The following is a 19,011-nucleotide window of genomic DNA, read 5'->3' on the forward strand; positions in this document are numbered from 1 at the left end:
ACCCTCCCCCCTCTACGGGGGAGGGTGGCCTCCGAAGGGGGCCGGGAGAGGGGACGCCGCTTCCGAATAGATCCGACCCGTTCTGAAGCGGGCTCCCTGGATCGGCGTCGCGCTGCGCCACTCGGCGGGACTTCGTCCCGCTTCGCTCGCCACCCTCCCCCGCAGAGGGGGGAAGGGGTTTCGCGCGAGACCTTGATGAGGAAAAACCCTACTTCTCCGCCCGGTTCGGAGTCTTGATCTGCCCGTAGACCACGCCCGCGAAGCTGCCGAGCGTCGTCGGCCAGTCGAGCCCGGTGGCGTTGCGGTCGGCCACCTGGCAGAAGGTGGCGGTCAGCCCGTTGACCAGTTCGGCCGAGCTCGCCTGCGGGGCGGCTTGGCGCACGGCCGGCAGCAGGGTGGCGATGCGGGGCAGCATCTGCTCGGCCTTGAGATCCTTGAGCTGGCCCGCGGCATCGGCGGTTTTCAGCGCCTCGGCGAGGGTGGGATTGGAGACGGTCTCGCAGGGCGCGTTGCCGGCGAGCATCGTCTGGGTCTCGGCGCGCAGGCTCGCCACCTGGCCGGGCTCGGCGGTCGGCGGGGCCTGGTTGCCGAAGGTCTGGCGGACGTAGTTCGTCACCGCCGCCACGTCCGCGTCGCTCATGCCGACGCCGACCGCCGGCATCGCCGCGTACTCGCCCTTCGCGTCGAGGCCGCCGAGGATCACCCGGATCACCGTCTCCGGCCCCTTGGCCAGCACCGCGCCGTTGCCGGCCAGCGCCGGGATCGCCCCCGGCATGCCCTGGCCGTCCGGCCGGTGGCAGGCGACGCAGCGGTTGAGGTAGACGTCGGCGCCGGGCGCGGAGGACGCCTGCTTGAAATCGGACTTCACGTCGGGCGTGTAGGTGGGCTTGGGCGCCAGGGTCTTGAGGTAGGCGGCGATGGCGCGCACGTCGCCGTCGCTCATCTTGCTCAGGCTCTCCTCGATCACCTGGCGCATCGGCCCGGCGACCACGCCGGCGCGGCCGGGCGCGGCGCCGGTCTTGAGGTAGGTGAAGAGCTGGTCCTCGCTCCACAGCCCCAGGCCCTCCTTGTCGTCGCCCGACAGGTTCGGCGCGTACCAGCCGTCGATCGTGCCGCCCTCGAGGTAGCCGCTCCACTGCGAGGCGCCGACGAGCTTGCTGCCGTTGTGGCAGGCGCCGCAATGGCCCGGCCCCTCGACCAGGTAGGCGCCGCGGTTGACCTGCTCGCTCGCCTTCGGGTCTGGCTTGAAGCGGCCCTCCGTGAAGAAGGCGAGGCGCCAGGCGAGCAGCCCGTCGCGGATGCTGAACGGGAAGGCGATGTCGGCGGGCTTGCGCGGCGCGTTCACCGGCTCGAGGGAGAACAGGTAGGCCTTGATCGCCCGCACGTCGTCGTCGGTGAGGCGGGTGTACCAGGGGAAGGGAAAGGCGGGGTAGAGGTAGCTGCCGTTCTTGGTGATGCCCTCGTGCATCGCGCGCTTGAAGTCGTCGTCGCTCCAGTTGCCGATGCCGGTCTCCTTGTCGGGGGTGATGTTCGGCGTCGCGAGCTTGCCGATCCCGCCCGGGAAGTTGATGTAGAGGCCGCCCGCGTAGGGCTTGCCCCCCGGCGCGGTGTGGCAGGCGACGCAATCGCCCGCCGTCGCGAGGTAGCGCCCCTTCTCGACGAGATCGGACGAGGCCGGCTGCGCCAGGGCTGCGCCGGCCGCGAGGGCGACGGCGCTGGAGCCGAGCAGGACGGCGAGCGCGCGACGGATGACGGGCTTGCGACGAGTGACGGGCTTGCGGCGCATGAGGCTTCCTCCGACAGGGTTATGGGGCGGCGGATCGCAGCCGCAGCCAGAGATCGGCGACGTGGGCGGCGCCCGCGCCTGCGAGCGCGGCGGCGAGCCAGTATCCCGGGGCGCCCACCAGCACGGCGCGCAGGGCCAGCATCAGGCAGGCGCCGGAGGCGAGGTTGACGAGGAGCGCGCCTCGTCCCGGACCGGAGCGGCGGCGCCACAGGACGAGCAGGCCGGCCTCCGCGGCGACGATCAGCAGCGCGGCGTCGACGATGTGGCCACTCGTGAGGAGATCCGGCACGCGTGAATACTCCCATCCACACCGAAAACGCCCAGTCGATCGGGGAACTAACCTAGGACACGCGGCGATCCAGCCCTGCAAACCCGAAAAGGGCGTGTGCGTTCACGCAAAACCGCGCGACGGTTCACGATGTCGCATCAGCGGCAGTCCGGTATCGAGCGATCAGATCGCCCACCATGCGAAGTCGGTGTTCGACATCGCACCCGGTCGGCCGCCCCGGATCCTCCGCGAATGCTCAGAACGGCCCGTTGAGGCGCACGATCGACCAGTTGAGGCAGGCCGCGATCCCGACCCAGACCAGGTAGGGCAGGAGCAGGACCGCCCCGAGCCCCGAATGGCGCCCGACCGCGACGATCAGGAGCGCCACCGACAGCCAGAGCGCCGCCACCTCGATCAACGCCCAGTCGGGACGCTGCATCCGGAAGAACACGCCGCTCCAGGCGATGTTGAGCACGCCGTTGAGCGCGAAGGCGGCCAGCAGCCATCCGCGCTCGGCCCCCTCCGGCGCGGCGTTCCAGGCCAGCACCCCGGCGATGGCGGTGAGCGTGAAGATGGTGGTCCAGACCGGGCCGAACGCCCAGTCGGGCGGCTTCCAGGACGGCACCTGCAGGCTCCGGTACCAGGGCCCGAGCGCCGTGAGCCAGGCCCCCGCGCCCGCCACCACGATGGCGCAGAGCGCCGCCACCGCGATCGGCCCCCAGCGTCCCCCGAGCGCCTCCATCACGGCGACACCCAGCGGAACAGGTGGGCGAGATCCTTGAAGAAGATCCGGGCATGCGCCGCGGGCTTCGCGCGCACCAGCTCCTTGTTCATGTAGGCGTCCCAGGTGAGCGACTGCACGTCGGGGTCGCGGCAGATGCTGACGAAGCGCTCGCGCAAGGCGTCGTTGCGGTACCACACCGTCTGCATCATCCGCAGGATCCAGAACACCCGGCCGTGCGCCTTGAGGAAGCGGCGCCGCGCCTGGGCGAGGGCCCGGGCGTCGCCGGTGGCGAGGAAGGCGTGCGCGGCCTCGGCCGCGAGGCGCCCGCCGAACATCGCGTAGTAGATGCCCTCGCCCGAGGCCGGGGCGACGAGGCCGGCGGCGTCGCCGGTGAGCAGCACGTCGCGGCCGTTGTCGAAGCGCGAGAGCGGCTTGAGCGGCAGCGGCGCGCCCTCGCGCCGGACGGTCTCGCCGTGTTCGAGCCCGGTCGCGGCGCGAAGCCGCCCGACCGCCCCGCGCAGCGAGAAGCCCTTGCGCGCGCTGCCGGTGCCGATGCTGAGCGTGTCGCCGTGCGGGAAGATCCAGGCGTAGAAGTCCGGCGAGAGGACCCCCTGGTAGTAGACGTCGCAGCGCGCGCCCTCGAAGGCGCCGGAGGGCGGCGTGCGCACGATCTCGTGGTAGGCGAAGACCTGGCGCATGCGGGCATGCGCCGGGATCTCCTGTCGCCCGACCGCCGAGTTGGCGCCATCGGCCCCGATGACGAGGCGGGCGCGCAAGGCCCCCTCGGCGCCGGCGGCGTCGCGGTAATGCACGGTGACCGGCCCGTCGCCCGCGCGGGTGAGGCGCAGGTAGGTGCCGGTCACCCGCCCGGCGCCCGCGAGCGCGGCGCGCACCCGCAGCCACTCGTCGAACGGCCCGCGATCGACCATGCCGACGAACCCCTCGCCGACCGGCATGTCGACCGCCCGGTCCCGCGGCGAGACCATGCGGGCCGAGCGGATCTTGGCCACCAGCAGGTCGTCGGGGATCGCGAAGTCGCGGATCAGCCGCGGCGGGATCGCGCCGCCGCAGGGCTTGATGCGCCCGGCGCGGTCGAGGAGGACGACCCGGCGCCCGAGCCGCGCCAGGTCGGTCGCCGCCGTCGCCCCGGCCGGTCCCCCTCCCACCACCACCGCGTCCAAGATCGTCCCGTCCAAGATCGTCCTGTCCATGGCCGTGCCTCCCGTCCGGGCCGGGTCCGGCCGGATCGTTCGTGTCAGACCGCGTGCCGCATCGTCAGGCCGGCGACCGGTCGCGCGCGCGTTCCCGGCCGCCCGATCCGGGACGCCAGCCCGGCCGCGACGAGGAACAGGGCCGCCTCGGCGACGAACACCGCCGCGTAGGCGGGCACGACGGTGCCGAAGGCGAGCCGCGCGAGGTCGACGCCCGCCGCGCCCAGGAAGCCGCCGAGCCCGAAGGCCACTCCTTGCGCCGCGCCCCAAACCCCCATGCGGGTGCCGTGGCGGCTCTCGCCGTCGGGCGCGCCGCCGGTGCCGGCGAGCGCCATCATCGAGCCGATCGCCGCGACCGCGAAGATGCCGTTGAACAGCCCGAGCCCGGCGACGCACGCCCGCAAGGGCGCGTCCGGACCGGCGAAGCCGCAGGCGGCGATGCCCGCGAGCGCGGCCGCCGAGCCGAGGCAGCCCGCGACCGTCCAGAGCCGCAGCGAGGCGAGCGGCCCCCGCCCGTTGGCGGTGACAAGCGCCACCAGCACCATGCCGGCGAGCACGCCGCCGTTCTGGAGCCCCGAGAGCTTGGTGGTCGCGCCCGGGGACATGGCGAAGACGAGGCCGGCGAAGGGCTCGAGGATCAGCTCCTGCGCGCTGTAGGCCAGCATCGCCAGGAAGACGAAGACCGTGAAGCGCCGCGCCTCCGGCTCGGCCCAGACCTCGGCGAGAACCGTCGCGAAGGGCCGCGCCGGTCCGGGCCGGTCGGGGGCCCGGGAGCGCGTCGGCTCGACGCCCCACAGGGCCGCGACCGCGACCAGGAAGGCGATGAACGACACGCCGCCCGAGACCGCGACGAGGCGGGACGAGGAGAACGGGTCGAGCAGGTGCCCGGCGGTCGGCGCCGTGACGACGAAGCCGGCGATCATCATGATCCAGACGATCGTCGCGGCCGCGCCCCGGCGGTGGGGTGCGACGCCGGTGGAGAGCAGGACGAGGAGCGAGGTGCCCGCCGCCCCGACCCCGACCCCGACGGCGAGGAAGGACAGGACCAGGAGCGCGAAGCCCGCGCCCGGCCGCGGGCCGACGAGCACGGTGCCGCAGGCCGCCCCGATGCCGCCCAGCGCCAGGAGCGCCATGCCGCCGACGATCCACGGCGTGCGGCGGCGGCCGAGATCCGAGCCGTAGCCCCAGCGCGGGCGCAGGACCTGCACGGCGTAGTGCAGGGCCACCAGGCCGCCGGGCAGGGCGGCGGGCAGCGCCAGCTCCACCACCATCACCCGGTTGAGGGTCGATGTGATCAGCACCACGATGGCGCCGAGCGCGGTCTGGACGAGGCCGAGGCGCAGGATGGTGCCCCAACCGAAGGCCGAGGGCGCGCTCACGCGAGGCCTCCCCGGAGCGCCAGCGCCGCGGTGAGCATGCCGAGGACGTAGAGGAGCGTGCCGGTGCCGTTGTACCAGGCGGCGCGCCCGTGCGGATCGGCGAGGAAGCGGCGCATCAGCAGCCCTTGCCCGGCCAGCAGCGCGGCGACGAGGGCGGCGTGCCAGGGCGCCCCCCAGGCGGCGAGCAGGAGCACCACCACCGCCTGCGGCGCCGCCATGACCCGGCAGGCGAGGCGGGCGGCGGATTCCGCGCCGAGACGGACCGGGAGCGAGCGGATGCCGGTGCGCCGGTCGCCCTCCATCGACTTGAAGTCGTTGAGGGTCATGATGCCGTGGGCGCCGAGGCTGTAGAGCGCGGCGAGAAGGACGATCCGCCCCTCGGGCAGGGCGCCGGCCATCACGGCGGCGCCGGTGAACCAGGGCAGGCCCTCGTAGCACAGGCCGCAGGCGGCGTTGCCCCACCAGCCGTCGCGCTTCAGCCGTACCGGCGGCGCGCTGTAGAGCCAGGCGAGCGCGAGCCCGAAGACCGCCGCCCCGAGCACCCAGGGCCCGAGCACGGAGGCCAAGGCGAGCGACAGCCCGGTCCAGGCCATGGCGACGTACAGGCCCCAGCGGCCCGGGATGCGGCCCGACGGAATCGGGCGCTGCGGCTCGTTGATGGCGTCGACGTGCCGGTCGAACCAGTCGTTGACGGCCTGGCTGGTGGCGCAGACGAAGGGGCCGGCGAGCAGGATGCCGGCGACGACCAGGGGCCAGCGACCCTGGACCGCGACCCCCGAGGAGACCACCCCGCAGCCGAAGGCCCACATCGGCGCGAACCAGGTGATCGGCTTCAGCAGCTCCAGCAGCGCCCGGGGCGCCGGGACCGCTCGGGGCGTGATCAGGGGCTCGATCAGCGGCTCGGTCGTCATGCCGCGAGGGTGGGACGCCCCCGGGAAAGTGTCAAGTGAACTTTACACTCGCGCCCCGGAACGGCGCGCGATCGTGCGCGCTCACTCGTCGCTTTCCTCCGTCTCCTCGGCGCCGTCGAGGTCGCCGAGGCCGTAGCGGCGCATCTTGGCGTAGAAACCCTGCCGGCTGAGGCCGAGCATCTCGGCCGCCGAGGCGCGGTTGTCGTGGGTGATGCGCAGGGCCGCCTCGATGCACAGGCGCTCGATCAGGTCGGTCGTCTCGCGCACCAGCGCCTTCATCGAGACCCGGCCGACGAGCTCGGTCATGTGCTCGACCGAGCGCGGCAGCTCGCGCCCGCCCGGGCTCGCGGCGGCGACGCGGCGGGGCAGGGCGCGCAGGGTGAAGCCGAAGCAGGGCCGCTCGCCCCCCGGCACCGAGACCGCCGCGACCTCGACCTCGTCGACCGCGCCGAACTCGCCGCGCACCACGGTGGCGAAGTGGCGGACCGAGCCGTGCTCGGCGAGCGTCGTGAACAGGGCGCCGATCTCGGTGCCCTCGCGCCCGAGCCAGCGCTCGATCGGCTCGCCCTTGGCCTGGTGCTCGGTCGCGAGCTGCGCGAGGTCGAGGAAGGCGGCGTTCGCGCCGATGATGCGCCGGTCGCGGTCGGTGACGACGAAGCCCTCGGGCATCGCCTCGATGACCTCGATGGCGCCGGAGCGCGCCGCAACCGGGCTCGCCGCCGGCGTCAGGGGGCTGAGGCGGACCAGGATGCTCGTCCCGGCCTCCTCGCGGAAGAGGGTGGCGGAGAGCCGCGCCTCGCCGCGCCGCTGGCCGAGGCGGGCGACGAGGTCCTCGGCCTGGCCCGTGAGGCGCAGGCCCACGAGCAGCGCCTGGACGGCGCGGGCGCCCTCGGGCTCGAACAGGTCGACGAGGTCGCGCCCGACGATGCGCTTGACCGCCCGGCCGAGGAGGCGTGCGGCGGCCGGGTTGATCTCGGCGATGCGCCGCGTGGCGGCATCGACGATCAGGATCGGCTCGCCGGCGAGCTGGAACAGCACCCGGTAGCGCGTCTCGGCGCTGCGCAGGCGGGCGTAGTCGCGCTCTAGCGCCTGCTGCGATTCGGCCAGGCGCTGCTGCAGCGCCGAGAGCGCCCTGAGGTCCCGGCCGATCACGATGATGCGGTCGTCGTCGGGCACGCGCAGGGCCGCGTAGCGGATCGGCACGTCGGCGCCGCCCTGGGCGGAGGGGTGGTTCACCTGGCGCCAGCGCGTCACCGCGCCGGGCGCGGCGTCCTCGATGAGGCTCGCGACCTTCGGCCGGCTCTCGACCGTGACGGTGTCGATCCAGCGCCGGCCGAGCCAGGTCTCGCCCGCCTCCTCGGACAGGCCGTCGGCCCCGAAGGCGGCGTCGCGGATCACGCCGTCACGATCGACGACGAGGGACACGTCGCTGGCGGCAGCGACGAGGCTGCCCGTCGACCGGGGATCGAGGCGGGAGACGGCGTCTCGCAGCACCGCGAACGTTTCCTTCGCAGCTGGGCTTACGGGTCTGTTCAAGGGCCACCAACACACGCCGACCGCATCGAACAGGTCTTTCAGCAGGCTCTAATCCGCAGATCAAGCAAGCTTTGTACGATTCCTGGCGCATCGCGGGCGTCGTCGACAGCCGCGTCGGCGCCGACGAGCCGGACCCGGTCCGGCCGGCCGTCGAAGGCGGGCCCGCCGACGATCACCCGCAGGTCGCGGTTGCGCGAGGCGCGCCGCAGGGCCGGCACCGCCGCGACCAGCCGGTCGAGGCAGACGTCGCAGGAGAGCGACAGGCCGACGGCGTCGAACCACTCGCCCCGCAGGCGCTCCAGCGCGTCGGCGAGCCCGAGCTCGAAGCTCGTCGTCACCTCCCAGCCGGCCTCGGCGAGGAAGTGGGCCGCCAGCGTCAGCCCGAAGGTGTGCGTCTCGCCGGGCGCGGGCGCGAGCAGGACGCGCCGGCTCGCCGGGTCGACCGGCCGCGGCTCGAGGCAGAGGGTCTCCAGGTCGTGGACGAGGCGGCGCAGCCGCGCCATCGCGGTCGTCACCTGGACGAAGTCGCAGGCATCCTCCTCCCACAGCCGGCCGATATGCCGGGCCGTCGGCGCCATGAGGCCGACCAGCACCTCCTCCAGGCTCATGCCGCGGGCGAGGAGGTCGCGGATCTCCGGCAGCGCGTCGCGGTCCCCCTGCGCCAGCATCAGGGCGGTCAGGCGGCCGATGTCGTCGTCTCCGGTCAGGCGCAGGGCCGGACGCCGCGGCCGGTTCTCGCCGCGATGGGCGAGCATCAGCCGCGGGATGATCTCGGCCTCGACGACCTGGGCGAGGTCGTCGCGCCAGCGCGGATGGCGCTGTACTCCCTTGGAGTTCCTATCGAGGCAAGTCCGGTCACGGAAAGTCCGATCGCGGGGACTCGGCCTCTCGCCCGGCAAGGTGCCGGGCTGTGCTTGATCTCCCACCGGCACCTCCCCGATGCGCAGGAAAATCGGGTTTGCTCGACCTTGTGTCGCGTATTCTACATTGGGAACGCCGTCGAGACAGCGGCGTCATCCGGATTCATTCCAGGATACATCTCCGGCGCCGTGCCGCAAGGCGCATTCGCGAGGGGCTCCCCGGAATGTCATCACCGGTGACTGTCAACTTAGGTTGACACTCCGGCACCGCCGGTCCTAGGCTTCCCCCATCGGCATCCGCGGACAACGCGGGTCGTACAGGTGAGGGCAGGCGCGATGGCGACGTCCACGGACCGGCCGTTTCTCTACAGCGAGGCCGAGCGCCGACGCCGCGACGCCTCGCCCTGGACCCTGGTCCAGGGGGTGCTCGCCCCGCTCCAGTTCGCGATCTTCCTGGTCAGCCTCGCCCTGGTCTCGCGCACGCTGGCGACCGGGGAGGGGGCCTTCCTCGCCAACGCCTCGGTGGTCGCCAAGACCCTCGCCCTCTACGCCATCATGGTCACCGGCTCCCTATGGGAAAAGGCGGTGTTCGGGCGCTACCTGTTCGCCCCGGCCTTCTTCTGGGAGGACGCGGTCAGCATGCTGGTGCTGGCGCTGCACACCGCCTACCTGGTGGCGCTCGCGACGGGCGCGTTCGGCACGAGCGGGCTGATGCTGCTGGCGCTCTCGGCTTACGCCACCTACCTCGTCAATGCCGGCCAGTTCCTGCTCAAGCTGCGCGCCGCCCGGTTGCAGACGCCGGCCAAGGTGCGGTTGTCCTCCGCCCTGGGGGCAGCGCGATGACGGCGCTCGCGACCCCCCTCGCATCCCCGGCTCCTTGCGGCCCCGAGATCCGCCACGAGCGCGGCCAGCGGGCGGTCTTCTGCGGGCTCACTGGCATCGTCTGGCTGCACCGCAAGATCCAGGACGCCTTCTTCCTGGTCGTCGGCTCGCGCACCTGCGCCCACCTGATCCAGTCGGCCGCCGGCGTGATGATCTTCGCCGAGCCGCGCTTCGCCACCGCGATCATCGAGGAGCGCGACCTCGCCGGCCTCGCCGACGCGCACGAGGAACTCGACCGGGTGGTGCGCCGCCTGCTGGAACGCCGGCCCGACATCCGCCTGCTGTTCCTCGTCGGCTCCTGCCCGTCGGAGGTGATCAAGCTCGATCTCGGCCGCGCCGCGGCGCGGCTGTCCGGCACCTTCGCCCCGGACGTGCGGGTGCTGAGCTATTCCGGCAGCGGCATCGAGACGACCTTCACGCAGGGCGAGGATGCCTGCCTCGCCGCCCTGGTGCCGGATCTGCCCCGCGGCACCGACGAGTCGCTCCTCGTCGTCGGCGCGCTCGCCGACGTGGTCGAGGACCAGTTCTCGCGGCTCTTCGCCGATCTCGGCATCGGCACCGTGCGCTTCCTGCCCGGGCGGCGCGCCGCCGACCGGGCGCCGGTCGGCCCCGGCACCCGCTACCTCCTCGCCCAGCCGTTCCTCACCGACACCGCCCGGGCGCTGGAGGATCGCGGCGCCGTCCGCATCCCGGCGCCGTTCCCCCTCGGCGCCGAGGGCACGACCCTGTGGCTCGCCGCCGCCGCCCGCGCCTTCGGGGTGTCGCCGGCCCGCGTCGTCGCGGTGACGGAGGCCGGCCGGGCCCGGGCCGCGCGGGCGCTCGGGGCGCACCGCGCCGCGCTCTCGGGCCGGCGGGTGTTCTTCTTTCCCGATTCGCAGCTCGAAGTGCCGCTCGCCCGCTTCCTGTCGCGGGAGATGGGCGCGGAACTCGTCGAGGTCGGCACGCCCTACCTCCACCGCGGCCACCTCGCCGAGGAACTGGCGCTCCTGCCCGACGGCACCGCGGTGACGGAGGGCCAGAGCCTCGACGACCAGCTCGACCGCTGCCGGGCGGCGCGGCCCGACCTCACGGTCTGCGGCCTCGGCCTCGCCAATCCGCTCGAGGCGGAGGACCTGGCCACCAAGTGGTCGATCGAGCTCCTGTTCACCCCGATCCAGGGCTACGAGCAGGCCGGCGACCTCGCCGGGCTGTTCACCCGTCCCCTCGCGCGCCGCGCGCGGCTGGAGGGTTAGCGGCATGCAGCTCACGCTCTGGACCTACGAGGGTCCCCCCCATATCGGCGCGATGCGCGTCGCCACCGCGATGCGCGGCCTGCACTACGTGCTGCACGCGCCGCAGGGCGACACCTACGCCGACCTGCTCTTCACCATGATCGAGCGGCACGGCGCCCGCCCGCCGGTGACCTACACCACCTTCCAGGCCCGCGACCTCGGCGCCGACACCGCCGAGATCTTCAAGGGAGCGGTGGCCGCCGCCTACGGGCGCTTCAGGCCCCAGGCGATGATCGTCGGCGCCTCCTGCACCGCCGAGTTGCTGCAGGACGATCCGGGCGGGCTGTCGCGGGCGCTCGGCCTGCCGATCCCGGTGATCCCGCTCGAACTCCCCGCCTACCAGAAGAAGGAGAACTGGGGCGCGTCCGAGACCTTCTACCGGCTGGTTCGCACCCTGGCCCCGGCCGCTCCCGCGGCGGAGCGGGCGAGGGCCAGCTGCAACATCCTCGGGCCGACCTCGCTCGGATTCCGCCACCGCGACGACCTGCGCGAGGTGCGGGGGCTCCTCGGGGACCTCGGCATCGCCGTCAACGTCGTGGCGCCGCTCGGCGCGACGCCGGCCGACCTCGGGCGCCTGGCGCAAGCCGCCTTCAACGTCGTGCTCTACCCGGAAGTGGCCCGCAGCGCCGCGCAGTGGCTGGAGCGCACCCACGGCCAGCCCTTCGTCGAGATCGCGCCGATCGGCGTGAAGGGCACGACCGCGTTCGTCAAGGCGGTGGCGGCGCTCGCAGGCGTCGATCCTGCGCCGGTGCTGTCGGGGGAGGGCTCGCGCCTGCCCTGGTACGCGCGCTCAGTCGATTCGACCTATCTCACGGGCAAGCGCGTCTTCGTCTTCGGCGACGCCACCCACGCGGTCGCGGCGGCGCGCGTCGCGACGGGCGAGATCGGCTTCAACCTCGTCGGGCTGGGCACCTACTCGCGCGAATTCGCCCGCGAGGTCCGGGCGGAGGCCGCCGAGCACGGGATCGAGGCGCTCGTCACCGACGATTACCTCGCGGTCGAGGCGGCGATCGCCGCGGCGCAGCCGGAACTGGTGCTCGGCACCCAGATGGAGCGCCACGTCGCCAAGAAGCTCGGCATCCCCTGCGCGGTGATCTCGGCGCCGATGCACGTGCAGGACGTGCCGGCCCGCCACGCGCCGCAGATGGGCTTCGAGGGGGCCAACGTCCTGTTCGACACCTTCGTCCACCCGCTGATGATGGGGCTGGAGGAGCACCTGCTGGCGATGTTCCGGGACGACCCGGAATTCCACGATCGCGTCGCCCCCTCGCATCTCGGCGGCCGGCCGCGCGAGGAGGAGGCCGGGACCGTCGTGGTCTCGGCGCCCGCCGCCGCCGCGACGCCGGTGGTCTGGTCGATCGAGGCCGAGCGCGAGCTGAAGAAGGTCCCGTTCTTCGTGCGGGGCAAGGCCCGCCACAACACCGAACGCTTCGCCCGCGAGCGGGCGCTCCCGCTCATCACCGTCGAGACCCTGTACGATGCCAAAGCGCATTTCAGCCGGTGACCGACCGGACGCGCTGCCGGAGCTGCGCGTCGTCATCGTCACCCTCGACAACCACCTCGCCGGGGCGGTGGAGCGGGCGCGCCGGGTGCTGGCGACGACCGCACCCAACCTCGTCCTGGGCTTCCACGCCGCCGCCGAGTGGGACACCGACCCCTCGGCCCTGGACGCCTGCCGGGCCGACATCGCCCGGGCCGACATCGTGCTCTCGGCGATGCTGTTCATGGACGAGCACGTCCGGGCCGTGCTGCCGGCGCTCCTCGCCCGCCGCCCGGATTGCGACGCGATGGTGGGCTGCCTCTCGGCGGCGGACGTGGTCCGCACCACGCGGATGAACCGCTTCGCCATGGACGGCTCGCAGCGCGGCGCCCTCGACTTCCTCAAGCGCCTGCGCGGCAAGTCCGGCCCCGGCGGCGCGCAGGGCAGCGGCGCGCGCCAGATGGCGCTGATCCGCCAGATCCCCCGCATCCTGCGCTTCATCCCGGGCTCGGCCCAGGACGTGCGGGCCTATTTCCTGACCCTGCAATACTGGCTCGCCGGCTCCGACGAGAACGTCGTCAACCTCGTGCGCTTCCTCGCCGGCCGCTACGCCGCGGGACCTCGCGCCGCCTGGCGCCGGCACCTCTCGGCCGCCGAGCCGCTGGCCTACCCCGAGACCGGCCTCTACCACCCGCGGATCGCGGAGCGCGTGACCGAGCGCCTCGAGCGGCTGCCGGCGGACGGAAGGGCGGGCCGCGTCGGGCTGCTGCTGATGCGCTCCTACGTGCTCGCCGGCAACACCGCGCATTACGACGGGGTGATCGCGGCGCTCGAGGCGCGCGGGCTCACCGTCGTGCCGGCCTTCGCCAGCGGGCTCGACAACCGCCCGGCGGTCGAAAAATTCTTCCTGCGCGACGGCCGGCCGGCCATCGACGCGCTCGTCTCGCTCACCGGCTTCTCCCTCGTCGGCGGGCCGGCCTACAACGACGCCGCTGCCGCGAGCGCCATGCTGGCGAGGCTCGACGTGCCCTACCTCGCCGCCCAAGCCGTCGAGTTCCAGACCCTGGAGCAGTGGGAGGTCTCCGCCCGCGGCCTGTCGCCGGTCGAGGCGACCATGATGGTGGCGATCCCGGAGCTCGACGGCGCCACCGCCCCGATGGTGTTCGGCGGCCGCGCCGCCGGTGCTGGCGATTCCCGCGATATGGCGGTGCATCCCGAGCGAACCGCCCGCCTCGCCGATCGGGTGGCCCGCCTCGTCGCCTTGCGCTCGCGCGCCCGGGCCGAGCGCCGGGTCGCCGTGGTCCTGTTCAACTTTCCCCCGAATGCCGGCGCCACCGGCACCGCCGCCTTCCTGTCGGTGTGGGAGTCGCTCCACCGCGTGCTCCAGGGGCTGAAGGCGGACGGCTACTCGGTCGAGGTGCCGGAGACCGTCGACGCCCTGCGCGCCCGGGTGCTGGCGGGCAACGCCGCCCGCTACGGCACGCAAGCCAACGTCGCCCATCGCATCTCCGCCGACGAGCACGTGCGGCGCGAGGCCCACCTCGCCGAGATCGAGGCGCAATGGGGGCCGGCCCCCGGCCGTCACCAGAGCGACGGCTCTTCGATCCTGGTGCTCGGTGCCCACTTCGAGAACGTCTTCGTCGGGGTGCAGCCGGCCTTCGGCTACGAGGGCGACCCGATGCGCCTGCTGTTCGAGCAGGGTTTCTCGCCGACCCACGCCTTCTCGGCCTTCTACCGCTACCTGCGCGAGGATTTTCGCGCCGACGCCGTCCTGCATTTCGGCACCCACGGGGCGCTCGAATTCATGCCCGGCAAGCAGACCGGGCTGTCGGCCGCCTGCTGGCCCGAGCGAATGATCGGGGCACTCCCGAACGTCTACCTCTACGCCGCCAACAACCCGTCCGAGGGCACCCTCGCCAAGCGCCGCACCGCCGCGACGCTCGTGAGCTACCTGACCCCGAGCCTCGCCCAGGCCGGTCTCTATCGCGGGCTCATCGACCTCAAGGCCTCGCTGGAGCGCCGCCGCGCCCTGCCGCCGGAGGATGCGGCCGAGCGGGCGAAGCTCGCGGTCCTCATTCACGGCCAGGCCTCCGGCCTCGACCTCGCCGAGGGCGACGGCTGGGGCGCGGAGGCGGAAGCGCGCATCGCCGACCTCGCGATCCGGCTGATCGAGCTCGAACACACCCTGATCCCGCACGGGTTGCACGTCGTCGGCCAGGGCACGCCGCCCGAGGAGCGCGCCGACCTGCTGCTGGCGCTCGCCGAATCGGTCCACGGCCTCGTGCCGGATCGCGCCGGCATCGCCCGGCTGGTCGCCGGTGCCTTGGCGGAGGAGGCGGCCGGGCCCGGTGCCGACGACGCCACCCTCGCCGCCTTCCGGGCGCTCGCCGAGACCGACCGGTTGCTCGCCGAGGACCACGAGATCCCGGCCCTGCTGCGCGCCCTCGACGGCCGCTTCGTCGCCCCGGTCGCCGGCGGCGACGTGCTGCGCACGCCCGCGATCCTGCCGACGGGGCGCAACCTGCACGGCTTCGATCCCTACCGGATCCCGAGCGCCTTCGCGCTCGCCGACGGCCGTGCCCAGGTCGAGCGGCTGCTCGCCCGCCACGCGGCCGATGGCGGCGCCTACCCGGAGAGCATCGCCCTGGTGCTGTGGGGCAGCGACAACCTGAAGAGCGAGGGCGCGCCGATCGCCCAGGCCCTGGCGCTGATGGGCGCCGCGCCGCGCTTCGACGGATACGGCCGGCTCTGCGGCGCAACCCTGATCCCGCTCGAAGATCTCGGTCGCCCGCGCATCGACGTCGTCGCGACCCTGTCGGGCATCTTCCGCGATTTGCTGCCGCTCCAGACAAAGCTCCTGGCCGAGGCCGCCTACCTCGCCGCCAGCGCCGACGAGCCGGAGGCAATGAACTTCGTGCGCAAGCACGCGCTCGCCCACCAGGCCGCTCAAGGGCTCGACCTCGAGACGGCGGCGCTCCGGGTCTTCAGCAACGCGGAAGGAGCCTACGGCGCCAACCTCAACCACCTCGTCGATTCCGGACGCTGGGAGGACGAGACGGAGCTGTGCGAGACGTTCTCGCGCCGCAAGAGCTTCGCGTATGGCCGCACGGGCAAGCCGGAGCCCCGCCGCGCCCTGATGCAGGCGGTGCTGGCGGGCGTCGACCTCGCCTACCAGAACCTCGATTCGGTCGAGGTCGGGGTGACCAGCGTCGACCACTACTTCGACGGGCTCGGCGGCATGGCCCGCGCCGTGGCGAAGGCCCGGGGCACCTCGGTGCCGGTCTATATCAGCGACCAGACCCGCGGCGAGGGCCGGGTGCGCTCGCTGTCCGAGCAGGTCGCTCTGGAGACCCGCACCCGCATGCTCAACCCGAAATGGGTCGAGGGCATGCTGGGCCACGGCTACGAGGGCGTGCGCCAGATCGACCAGCACCTCACCAACACGGTGGGCTGGTCGGCGACCACCGACGGGGTCGCGCCCTGGATCTACCAGCGCATCACCGAGACCTACGTCCTCGACGAGGCGATGCGCGAGCGCATGGCGGCGCTCAACCCCGCCGCGTCGGCCAAGGTCGCCCATCGCCTGATCGAGGCGCATCGGCGCGGCTTCTGGACCCCCGACCCCGAGACCCGTGCCGCCCTCGACCGGGCCGAGGAGGCCCTGGAGGACCGGCTGGAAGGCATCACCGCGGAGGCTGCCGCATGAACATCGCGATCCGAAACCCCGTGCCGGCGCGCCGGGAAGAGGGGAGCCTCCAGGTCGCCCTCGATCCGGACATCCGCATCGAGACCGCCAAGGTCTTCGCCGTCTACGGCAAGGGCGGCATCGGCAAGAGCACCACCTCGTCGAACCTCTCGGTCGCCTTCTCGAAGCTCGGCAAGCGCGTGCTGCAGATCGGATGCGACCCGAAGCACGATTCGACCTTCACGCTGACGAAGCGCCTGGCGCCCACCGTCATCGATGCGCTCGAGGCGGTGCAGTTCCACTCGGAGGAACTGCGCGTCGAGGATTTCGTGGTCGAGGGCTATAACGGCGTGCGCTGCGTCGAGGCCGGCGGTCCCCCTGCCGGAACCGGCTGCGGCGGCTACGTCGTCGGCCAGACGGTGAAGCTCTTGAAGGAGCATCACCTGCTCGAGGACACCGACGTGGTGATCTTCGACGTGCTGGGCGACGTCGTCTGCGGCGGCTTCGCCTCGCCGCTCCAGCACGCCGACCGGGCGCTGATCGTCACCGCGAACGACTTCGACTCGATCTTCGCGATGAACCGCATCGTCGCGGCGATCCACGCCAAGTCGAAGAATTACGGCGTGCGCCTCGGCGGCGTCATCGCCAACCGCTCTGCCAAGACCGACGAGATCGACCGGTTCAACGACGCGGTGGGCTTGAAGCGCCTGGCGCATTTCCGGGACCTCGACGTGGTGCGCCGCTCGCGCCTGAAGAAGGCGACGCTCTTCGAGATGGATCCCTCGCCGGAGCTGCTCGCGGTGCAGGCCGAGTACCTGCAGCTGGCCGAACAGCTCTGGGCCGGCGTCGATCCGCTCCCGGCGGTGCCGATGAAGGACCGCGACCTATTCGAGTTCCTGGGTTTCGACTGATGACCAGCCCCACCTACGCCGCCCGCCGGGCCCAGCTCGAAACCTACTTCGACCGCACGGCCGTCGAGGCCTGGGCGCGGCTGACCTCCGACGCGCCGGTGAGCCGCATCCGCGCCACCGTGCGGGCCGGCCGCGACGCGATGCGGGCCGAACTCCTCTCCTGGCTGCCGGCCGACCTCACCGGCCGGCGCCTGCTCGATGCCGGCTGCGGCACCGGCGCGCTCGCCGTCGAGGCGGCGCGGCGGGGCGCCGAGGTCGTCGCGGTCGACGTGTCGCCGACGCTGGTCGGTCTGGCCCGCGAGCGCACCGCCAGCCTCAGGCTGAAGGGATGCCTCGACTTCCAGGTCGGCGACATGCTCGACGAGGGCTTGGGCGGCTTCGACCACATCGTGGCGATGGATTCGCTGATCCATTACCGCACCCCCGACATCGTCCGGGCCCTCGACCGGCTCGGCCGTCGCACCGACGCCTCCGTCCTGTTCACGGTAGCGCCACGCACGCCGCTCCTGACGATCATGCACATGGCCGGGCGCCTCTTCCCCCGCGGCGACCGCGCGCCGGCGATCGAGCCGGTCGGGGAGGGCTCCTTGCGCCGCCGCATCGCCGCCGAGCCGGGGCTGGCTGCCTTCACCCTCGCGCGCAGCCGGCGGATCAATTCCGGCTTCTACCTCTCCAACGCCCTGGAGCTGGCGCGCCGATGAGACCTGCGAGCCGCCTCGCCCGGGCTCTCGCCGAGGTCGGGCCCCGCTACCTGCCCTTCGCGGATGCCGCGACGAAGGAACTGCCCCTCGGCCGGTTGCTTCGGCTGTCGCTGTTCCAGGTCACGGTCGGGATGGCGGCGGTTCTGCTGATCGGCACCCTCAACCGGGTGATGATCGTCGAGCTCGAGGTGCCGGCCTGGATCGTCGCCGTGATGCTGGCGCTGCCGCTGCTCGCCGCCCCGTTCCGGGCGCTGGTGGGCTTTCGCTCCGACACCCACCGCTCGGTGCTGGGCTGGCGGCGCGTGCCCTACCTGTGGTTCGGCACGCTGCTGCAATTCGGCGGCTTCGCCATCATGCCGTTCGCGCTCCTGATCCTGTCGGGGGACACGACCGGGCCGATCGTCGTCGGCCAGGCGGCGGCGGCGCTCGCCTTCGTGCTCGTCGGCGCAGGCCTCCACACCACCCAGACGGTGGGCCTCGCTCTCGCCACCGACCTTGCCCCAGCCCACGCTCGCCCGAAGGTGGTGGCGCTCCTCTGCGCCATGCTGCTCGCCGGCATGATGGCGAGCGCCGTGGTGTTCGGGCTGGCGCTGCACAACTTCTCGGCGATCCGGCTGATCCAGGTGATCCAGGGCGCGGCACTCGCGACGCTGATCCTCAACGGCATCGCCCTGTGGAAGCAGGAACCGCGCGACACCTCCCGCAAGTCCGTGCCGGTGCGCCGCTTCGGCGAGGCTTGGACGGCTTACGCGGCCCAGCCGCAGGCGCGCCGCCGCCTCATCGCCACCGGCCTCGGCACGGCGGGGTTCAGCATGCAGGACATCCTGCTCGAACCCTATGGCGGACAGATCCTGCACCTGCCGGTCGCAGCGACGACCGCGCTCACCGCCGTGCTCGCGGTCGGGGGCGGGGCGGGGCTCCTCACCGCGGCGCGCTGGCTCAACCGCGGCGGCGATCCGTTCCGGGTCGCGGCGGCCGGCGCGGTGGTGGGCATCGCGGCCTTCTCGGCGGTGGTCTTCGCCGCGCCCCTCGGCTCCGGCGGGCTGTTCGCCTGCGGCGTCGCGCTGATCGGGCTGGGCGGCGGCCTCTTCGCCCACGGCACGCTGACCGCCTCGATGGCCGGCGCGCAACCCGAGCAATCCGGTCTCGCCCTCGGCGCCTGGGGCGCGGTCCAGGCGACCGCCGCCGGTGCGGCCATCGCGGCGAGCGGCATCCTGCGCGACCTCGGCTCGGCGCTCGCGGTCTCGGGCCGCCTCGGCGAGGCGCTCGCCGAGGCGTCCACCGGCTACCTCGTCGTCTACCACATCGAGATCGGGCTGCTCTTCGCCACCCTGGTGGCGATCGGGCCGCTGGTGCGCCGGCCCGATCGCGCCCCGCTCTCCGCCCGCCCGGCCCTACCGTAGGAG

At 73.0% G+C, this 19,011-nt stretch carries 15 protein-coding genes; 7 read left to right on the forward strand and 8 right to left on the reverse strand.

Translation table 11 applies throughout. The features are described from left to right. Positions 1-208 precede the first annotated feature (208 nt). The 8 genes from DK419_RS04965 to DK419_RS05000 form a co-directional block, all read right to left on the reverse strand. Positions 209-1,786 (reverse strand): cytochrome c, encoded by a 1,578-nt coding sequence (locus DK419_RS04965; protein ID WP_109958107.1) that lies wholly within the window; start codon positions 1,784-1,786, stop codon positions 209-211. 19 nt (positions 1,787-1,805) lie between these two features. Then, the gene (locus tag DK419_RS04970; RefSeq protein ID WP_109958108.1) at positions 1,806-2,075 is read right to left on the reverse strand and encodes a hypothetical protein; all 270 of its coding nucleotides are present in this window, start codon (positions 2,073-2,075) and stop codon (positions 1,806-1,808) included. A gap of 235 nt (positions 2,076-2,310) precedes the next feature. Beyond that, positions 2,311-2,799 carry a TspO/MBR family protein gene (locus DK419_RS04975; protein WP_109958109.1) on the reverse strand — a complete coding sequence of 163 codons (489 nt, stop codon included), beginning with the start codon at positions 2,797-2,799 and terminating at the stop codon, positions 2,311-2,313. Continuing rightward, complete coding sequence (locus DK419_RS04980) at positions 2,796-3,989, reverse strand: geranylgeranyl diphosphate reductase (RefSeq protein ID WP_109958110.1); 1,194 nt, start codon at positions 3,987-3,989, stop codon at positions 2,796-2,798. The genes DK419_RS04975 and DK419_RS04980 overlap by 4 nt, the downstream gene beginning before the upstream one ends. Positions 3,990-4,033: 44 nt before the next feature. Next, positions 4,034-5,368 carry a BCD family MFS transporter gene (locus DK419_RS04985; protein ID WP_109958111.1) on the reverse strand — a complete coding sequence of 445 codons (1,335 nt, stop codon included), beginning with the start codon at positions 5,366-5,368 and terminating at the stop codon, positions 4,034-4,036. Then, on the reverse strand, positions 5,365-6,279 hold the full coding sequence (gene chlG / locus DK419_RS04990) for a chlorophyll synthase ChlG (RefSeq protein ID WP_109958112.1): 915 nt from the start codon (positions 6,277-6,279) through the stop codon (positions 5,365-5,367). The genes DK419_RS04985 and chlG overlap by 4 nt, the downstream gene beginning before the upstream one ends. A gap of 81 nt (positions 6,280-6,360) precedes the next feature. Further along, the gene (gene ppsR, locus DK419_RS04995) at positions 6,361-7,773 is read right to left on the reverse strand and encodes a transcriptional regulator PpsR (RefSeq protein WP_109958113.1); all 1,413 of its coding nucleotides are present in this window, start codon (positions 7,771-7,773) and stop codon (positions 6,361-6,363) included. A gap of 80 nt (positions 7,774-7,853) precedes the next feature. After that, positions 7,854-8,741, reverse strand: a complete 888-nt coding sequence (locus DK419_RS05000; protein ID WP_245442833.1) for a cobalamin B12-binding domain-containing protein — start codon at positions 8,739-8,741, stop codon at positions 7,854-7,856. 270 nt (positions 8,742-9,011) lie between these two features. Between DK419_RS05000 and bchF the strand changes: the two genes are divergently transcribed. From bchF to DK419_RS05035, 7 genes are read left to right on the forward strand one after another with little or no spacing between them, the layout of a single operon-like run. Further along, positions 9,012-9,518, forward strand: coding sequence for a 2-vinyl bacteriochlorophyllide hydratase (bchF, locus tag DK419_RS05005; protein ID WP_109958115.1), 507 nt, complete (start codon positions 9,012-9,014; stop codon positions 9,516-9,518). Next, the gene (locus DK419_RS05010; RefSeq protein WP_109958116.1) at positions 9,515-10,789 is read left to right on the forward strand and encodes a ferredoxin:protochlorophyllide reductase (ATP-dependent) subunit N; all 1,275 of its coding nucleotides are present in this window, start codon (positions 9,515-9,517) and stop codon (positions 10,787-10,789) included. Before bchF ends, DK419_RS05010 begins: the two co-directional genes overlap by 4 nt. Positions 10,790-10,793: 4 nt before the next feature. Continuing rightward, a complete protein-coding gene (gene bchB, locus DK419_RS05015; RefSeq protein ID WP_109958117.1) occupies positions 10,794-12,332 on the forward strand; it encodes a ferredoxin:protochlorophyllide reductase (ATP-dependent) subunit B in 1,539 nt (512 codons plus the stop codon). Continuing rightward, positions 12,307-16,014, forward strand: coding sequence for a magnesium chelatase subunit H (locus tag DK419_RS05020; RefSeq protein ID WP_109958118.1), 3,708 nt, complete (start codon positions 12,307-12,309; stop codon positions 16,012-16,014). The genes bchB and DK419_RS05020 overlap by 26 nt, the downstream gene beginning before the upstream one ends. After that, the gene (gene bchL, locus DK419_RS05025) at positions 16,011-16,904 is read left to right on the forward strand and encodes a ferredoxin:protochlorophyllide reductase (ATP-dependent) iron-sulfur ATP-binding protein (protein WP_060845451.1); all 894 of its coding nucleotides are present in this window, start codon (positions 16,011-16,013) and stop codon (positions 16,902-16,904) included. The genes DK419_RS05020 and bchL overlap by 4 nt, the downstream gene beginning before the upstream one ends. Continuing rightward, positions 16,904-17,605: a magnesium protoporphyrin IX methyltransferase gene (gene bchM / locus DK419_RS05030; protein ID WP_109958119.1), complete on the forward strand. Its 702-nt coding sequence runs from the start codon at positions 16,904-16,906 to the stop codon at positions 17,603-17,605. Before bchL ends, bchM begins: the two co-directional genes overlap by 1 nt. Beyond that, positions 17,602-19,008 (forward strand): BCD family MFS transporter, encoded by a 1,407-nt coding sequence (locus DK419_RS05035; RefSeq protein ID WP_109958120.1) that lies wholly within the window; start codon positions 17,602-17,604, stop codon positions 19,006-19,008. Before bchM ends, DK419_RS05035 begins: the two co-directional genes overlap by 4 nt. Positions 19,009-19,011: the final 3 nt, after the last annotated feature.

The sequence above is a fragment of the Methylobacterium terrae genome (assembly GCF_003173755.1).
Taxonomy (GTDB): domain Bacteria; phylum Pseudomonadota; class Alphaproteobacteria; order Rhizobiales; family Beijerinckiaceae; genus Methylobacterium; species Methylobacterium terrae.

Bases quoted from the DNA above. Each gene is read 5' to 3' on its own strand.
- DK419_RS04965 (WP_109958107.1), bottom strand. From the start codon at position 1,786: ATGCGCCGCAAGCCCGTCACTCGTCGCAAGCCCGTCATCCGTCGCGCG.
- DK419_RS04980 (WP_109958110.1), bottom strand. From the start codon at position 3,989: ATGGACAGGACGATCTTGGACGGGACGATCTTGGACGCGGTGGTGGTG.
- chlG (WP_109958112.1), bottom strand. From the start codon at position 6,279: ATGACGACCGAGCCGCTGATCGAGCCCCTGATCACGCCCCGAGCGGTC.
- bchF (WP_109958115.1), top strand. From the start codon at position 9,012: ATGGCGACGTCCACGGACCGGCCGTTTCTCTACAGCGAGGCCGAGCGC.
- DK419_RS05010 (WP_109958116.1), top strand. From the start codon at position 9,515: ATGACGGCGCTCGCGACCCCCCTCGCATCCCCGGCTCCTTGCGGCCCC.
- bchB (WP_109958117.1), top strand. From the start codon at position 10,794: ATGCAGCTCACGCTCTGGACCTACGAGGGTCCCCCCCATATCGGCGCG.
- DK419_RS05020 (WP_109958118.1), top strand. From the start codon at position 12,307: ATGCCAAAGCGCATTTCAGCCGGTGACCGACCGGACGCGCTGCCGGAG.
- bchL (WP_060845451.1), top strand. From the start codon at position 16,011: ATGAACATCGCGATCCGAAACCCCGTGCCGGCGCGCCGGGAAGAGGGG.
- bchM (WP_109958119.1), top strand. From the start codon at position 16,904: ATGACCAGCCCCACCTACGCCGCCCGCCGGGCCCAGCTCGAAACCTAC.
- DK419_RS05035 (WP_109958120.1), top strand. From the start codon at position 17,602: ATGAGACCTGCGAGCCGCCTCGCCCGGGCTCTCGCCGAGGTCGGGCCC.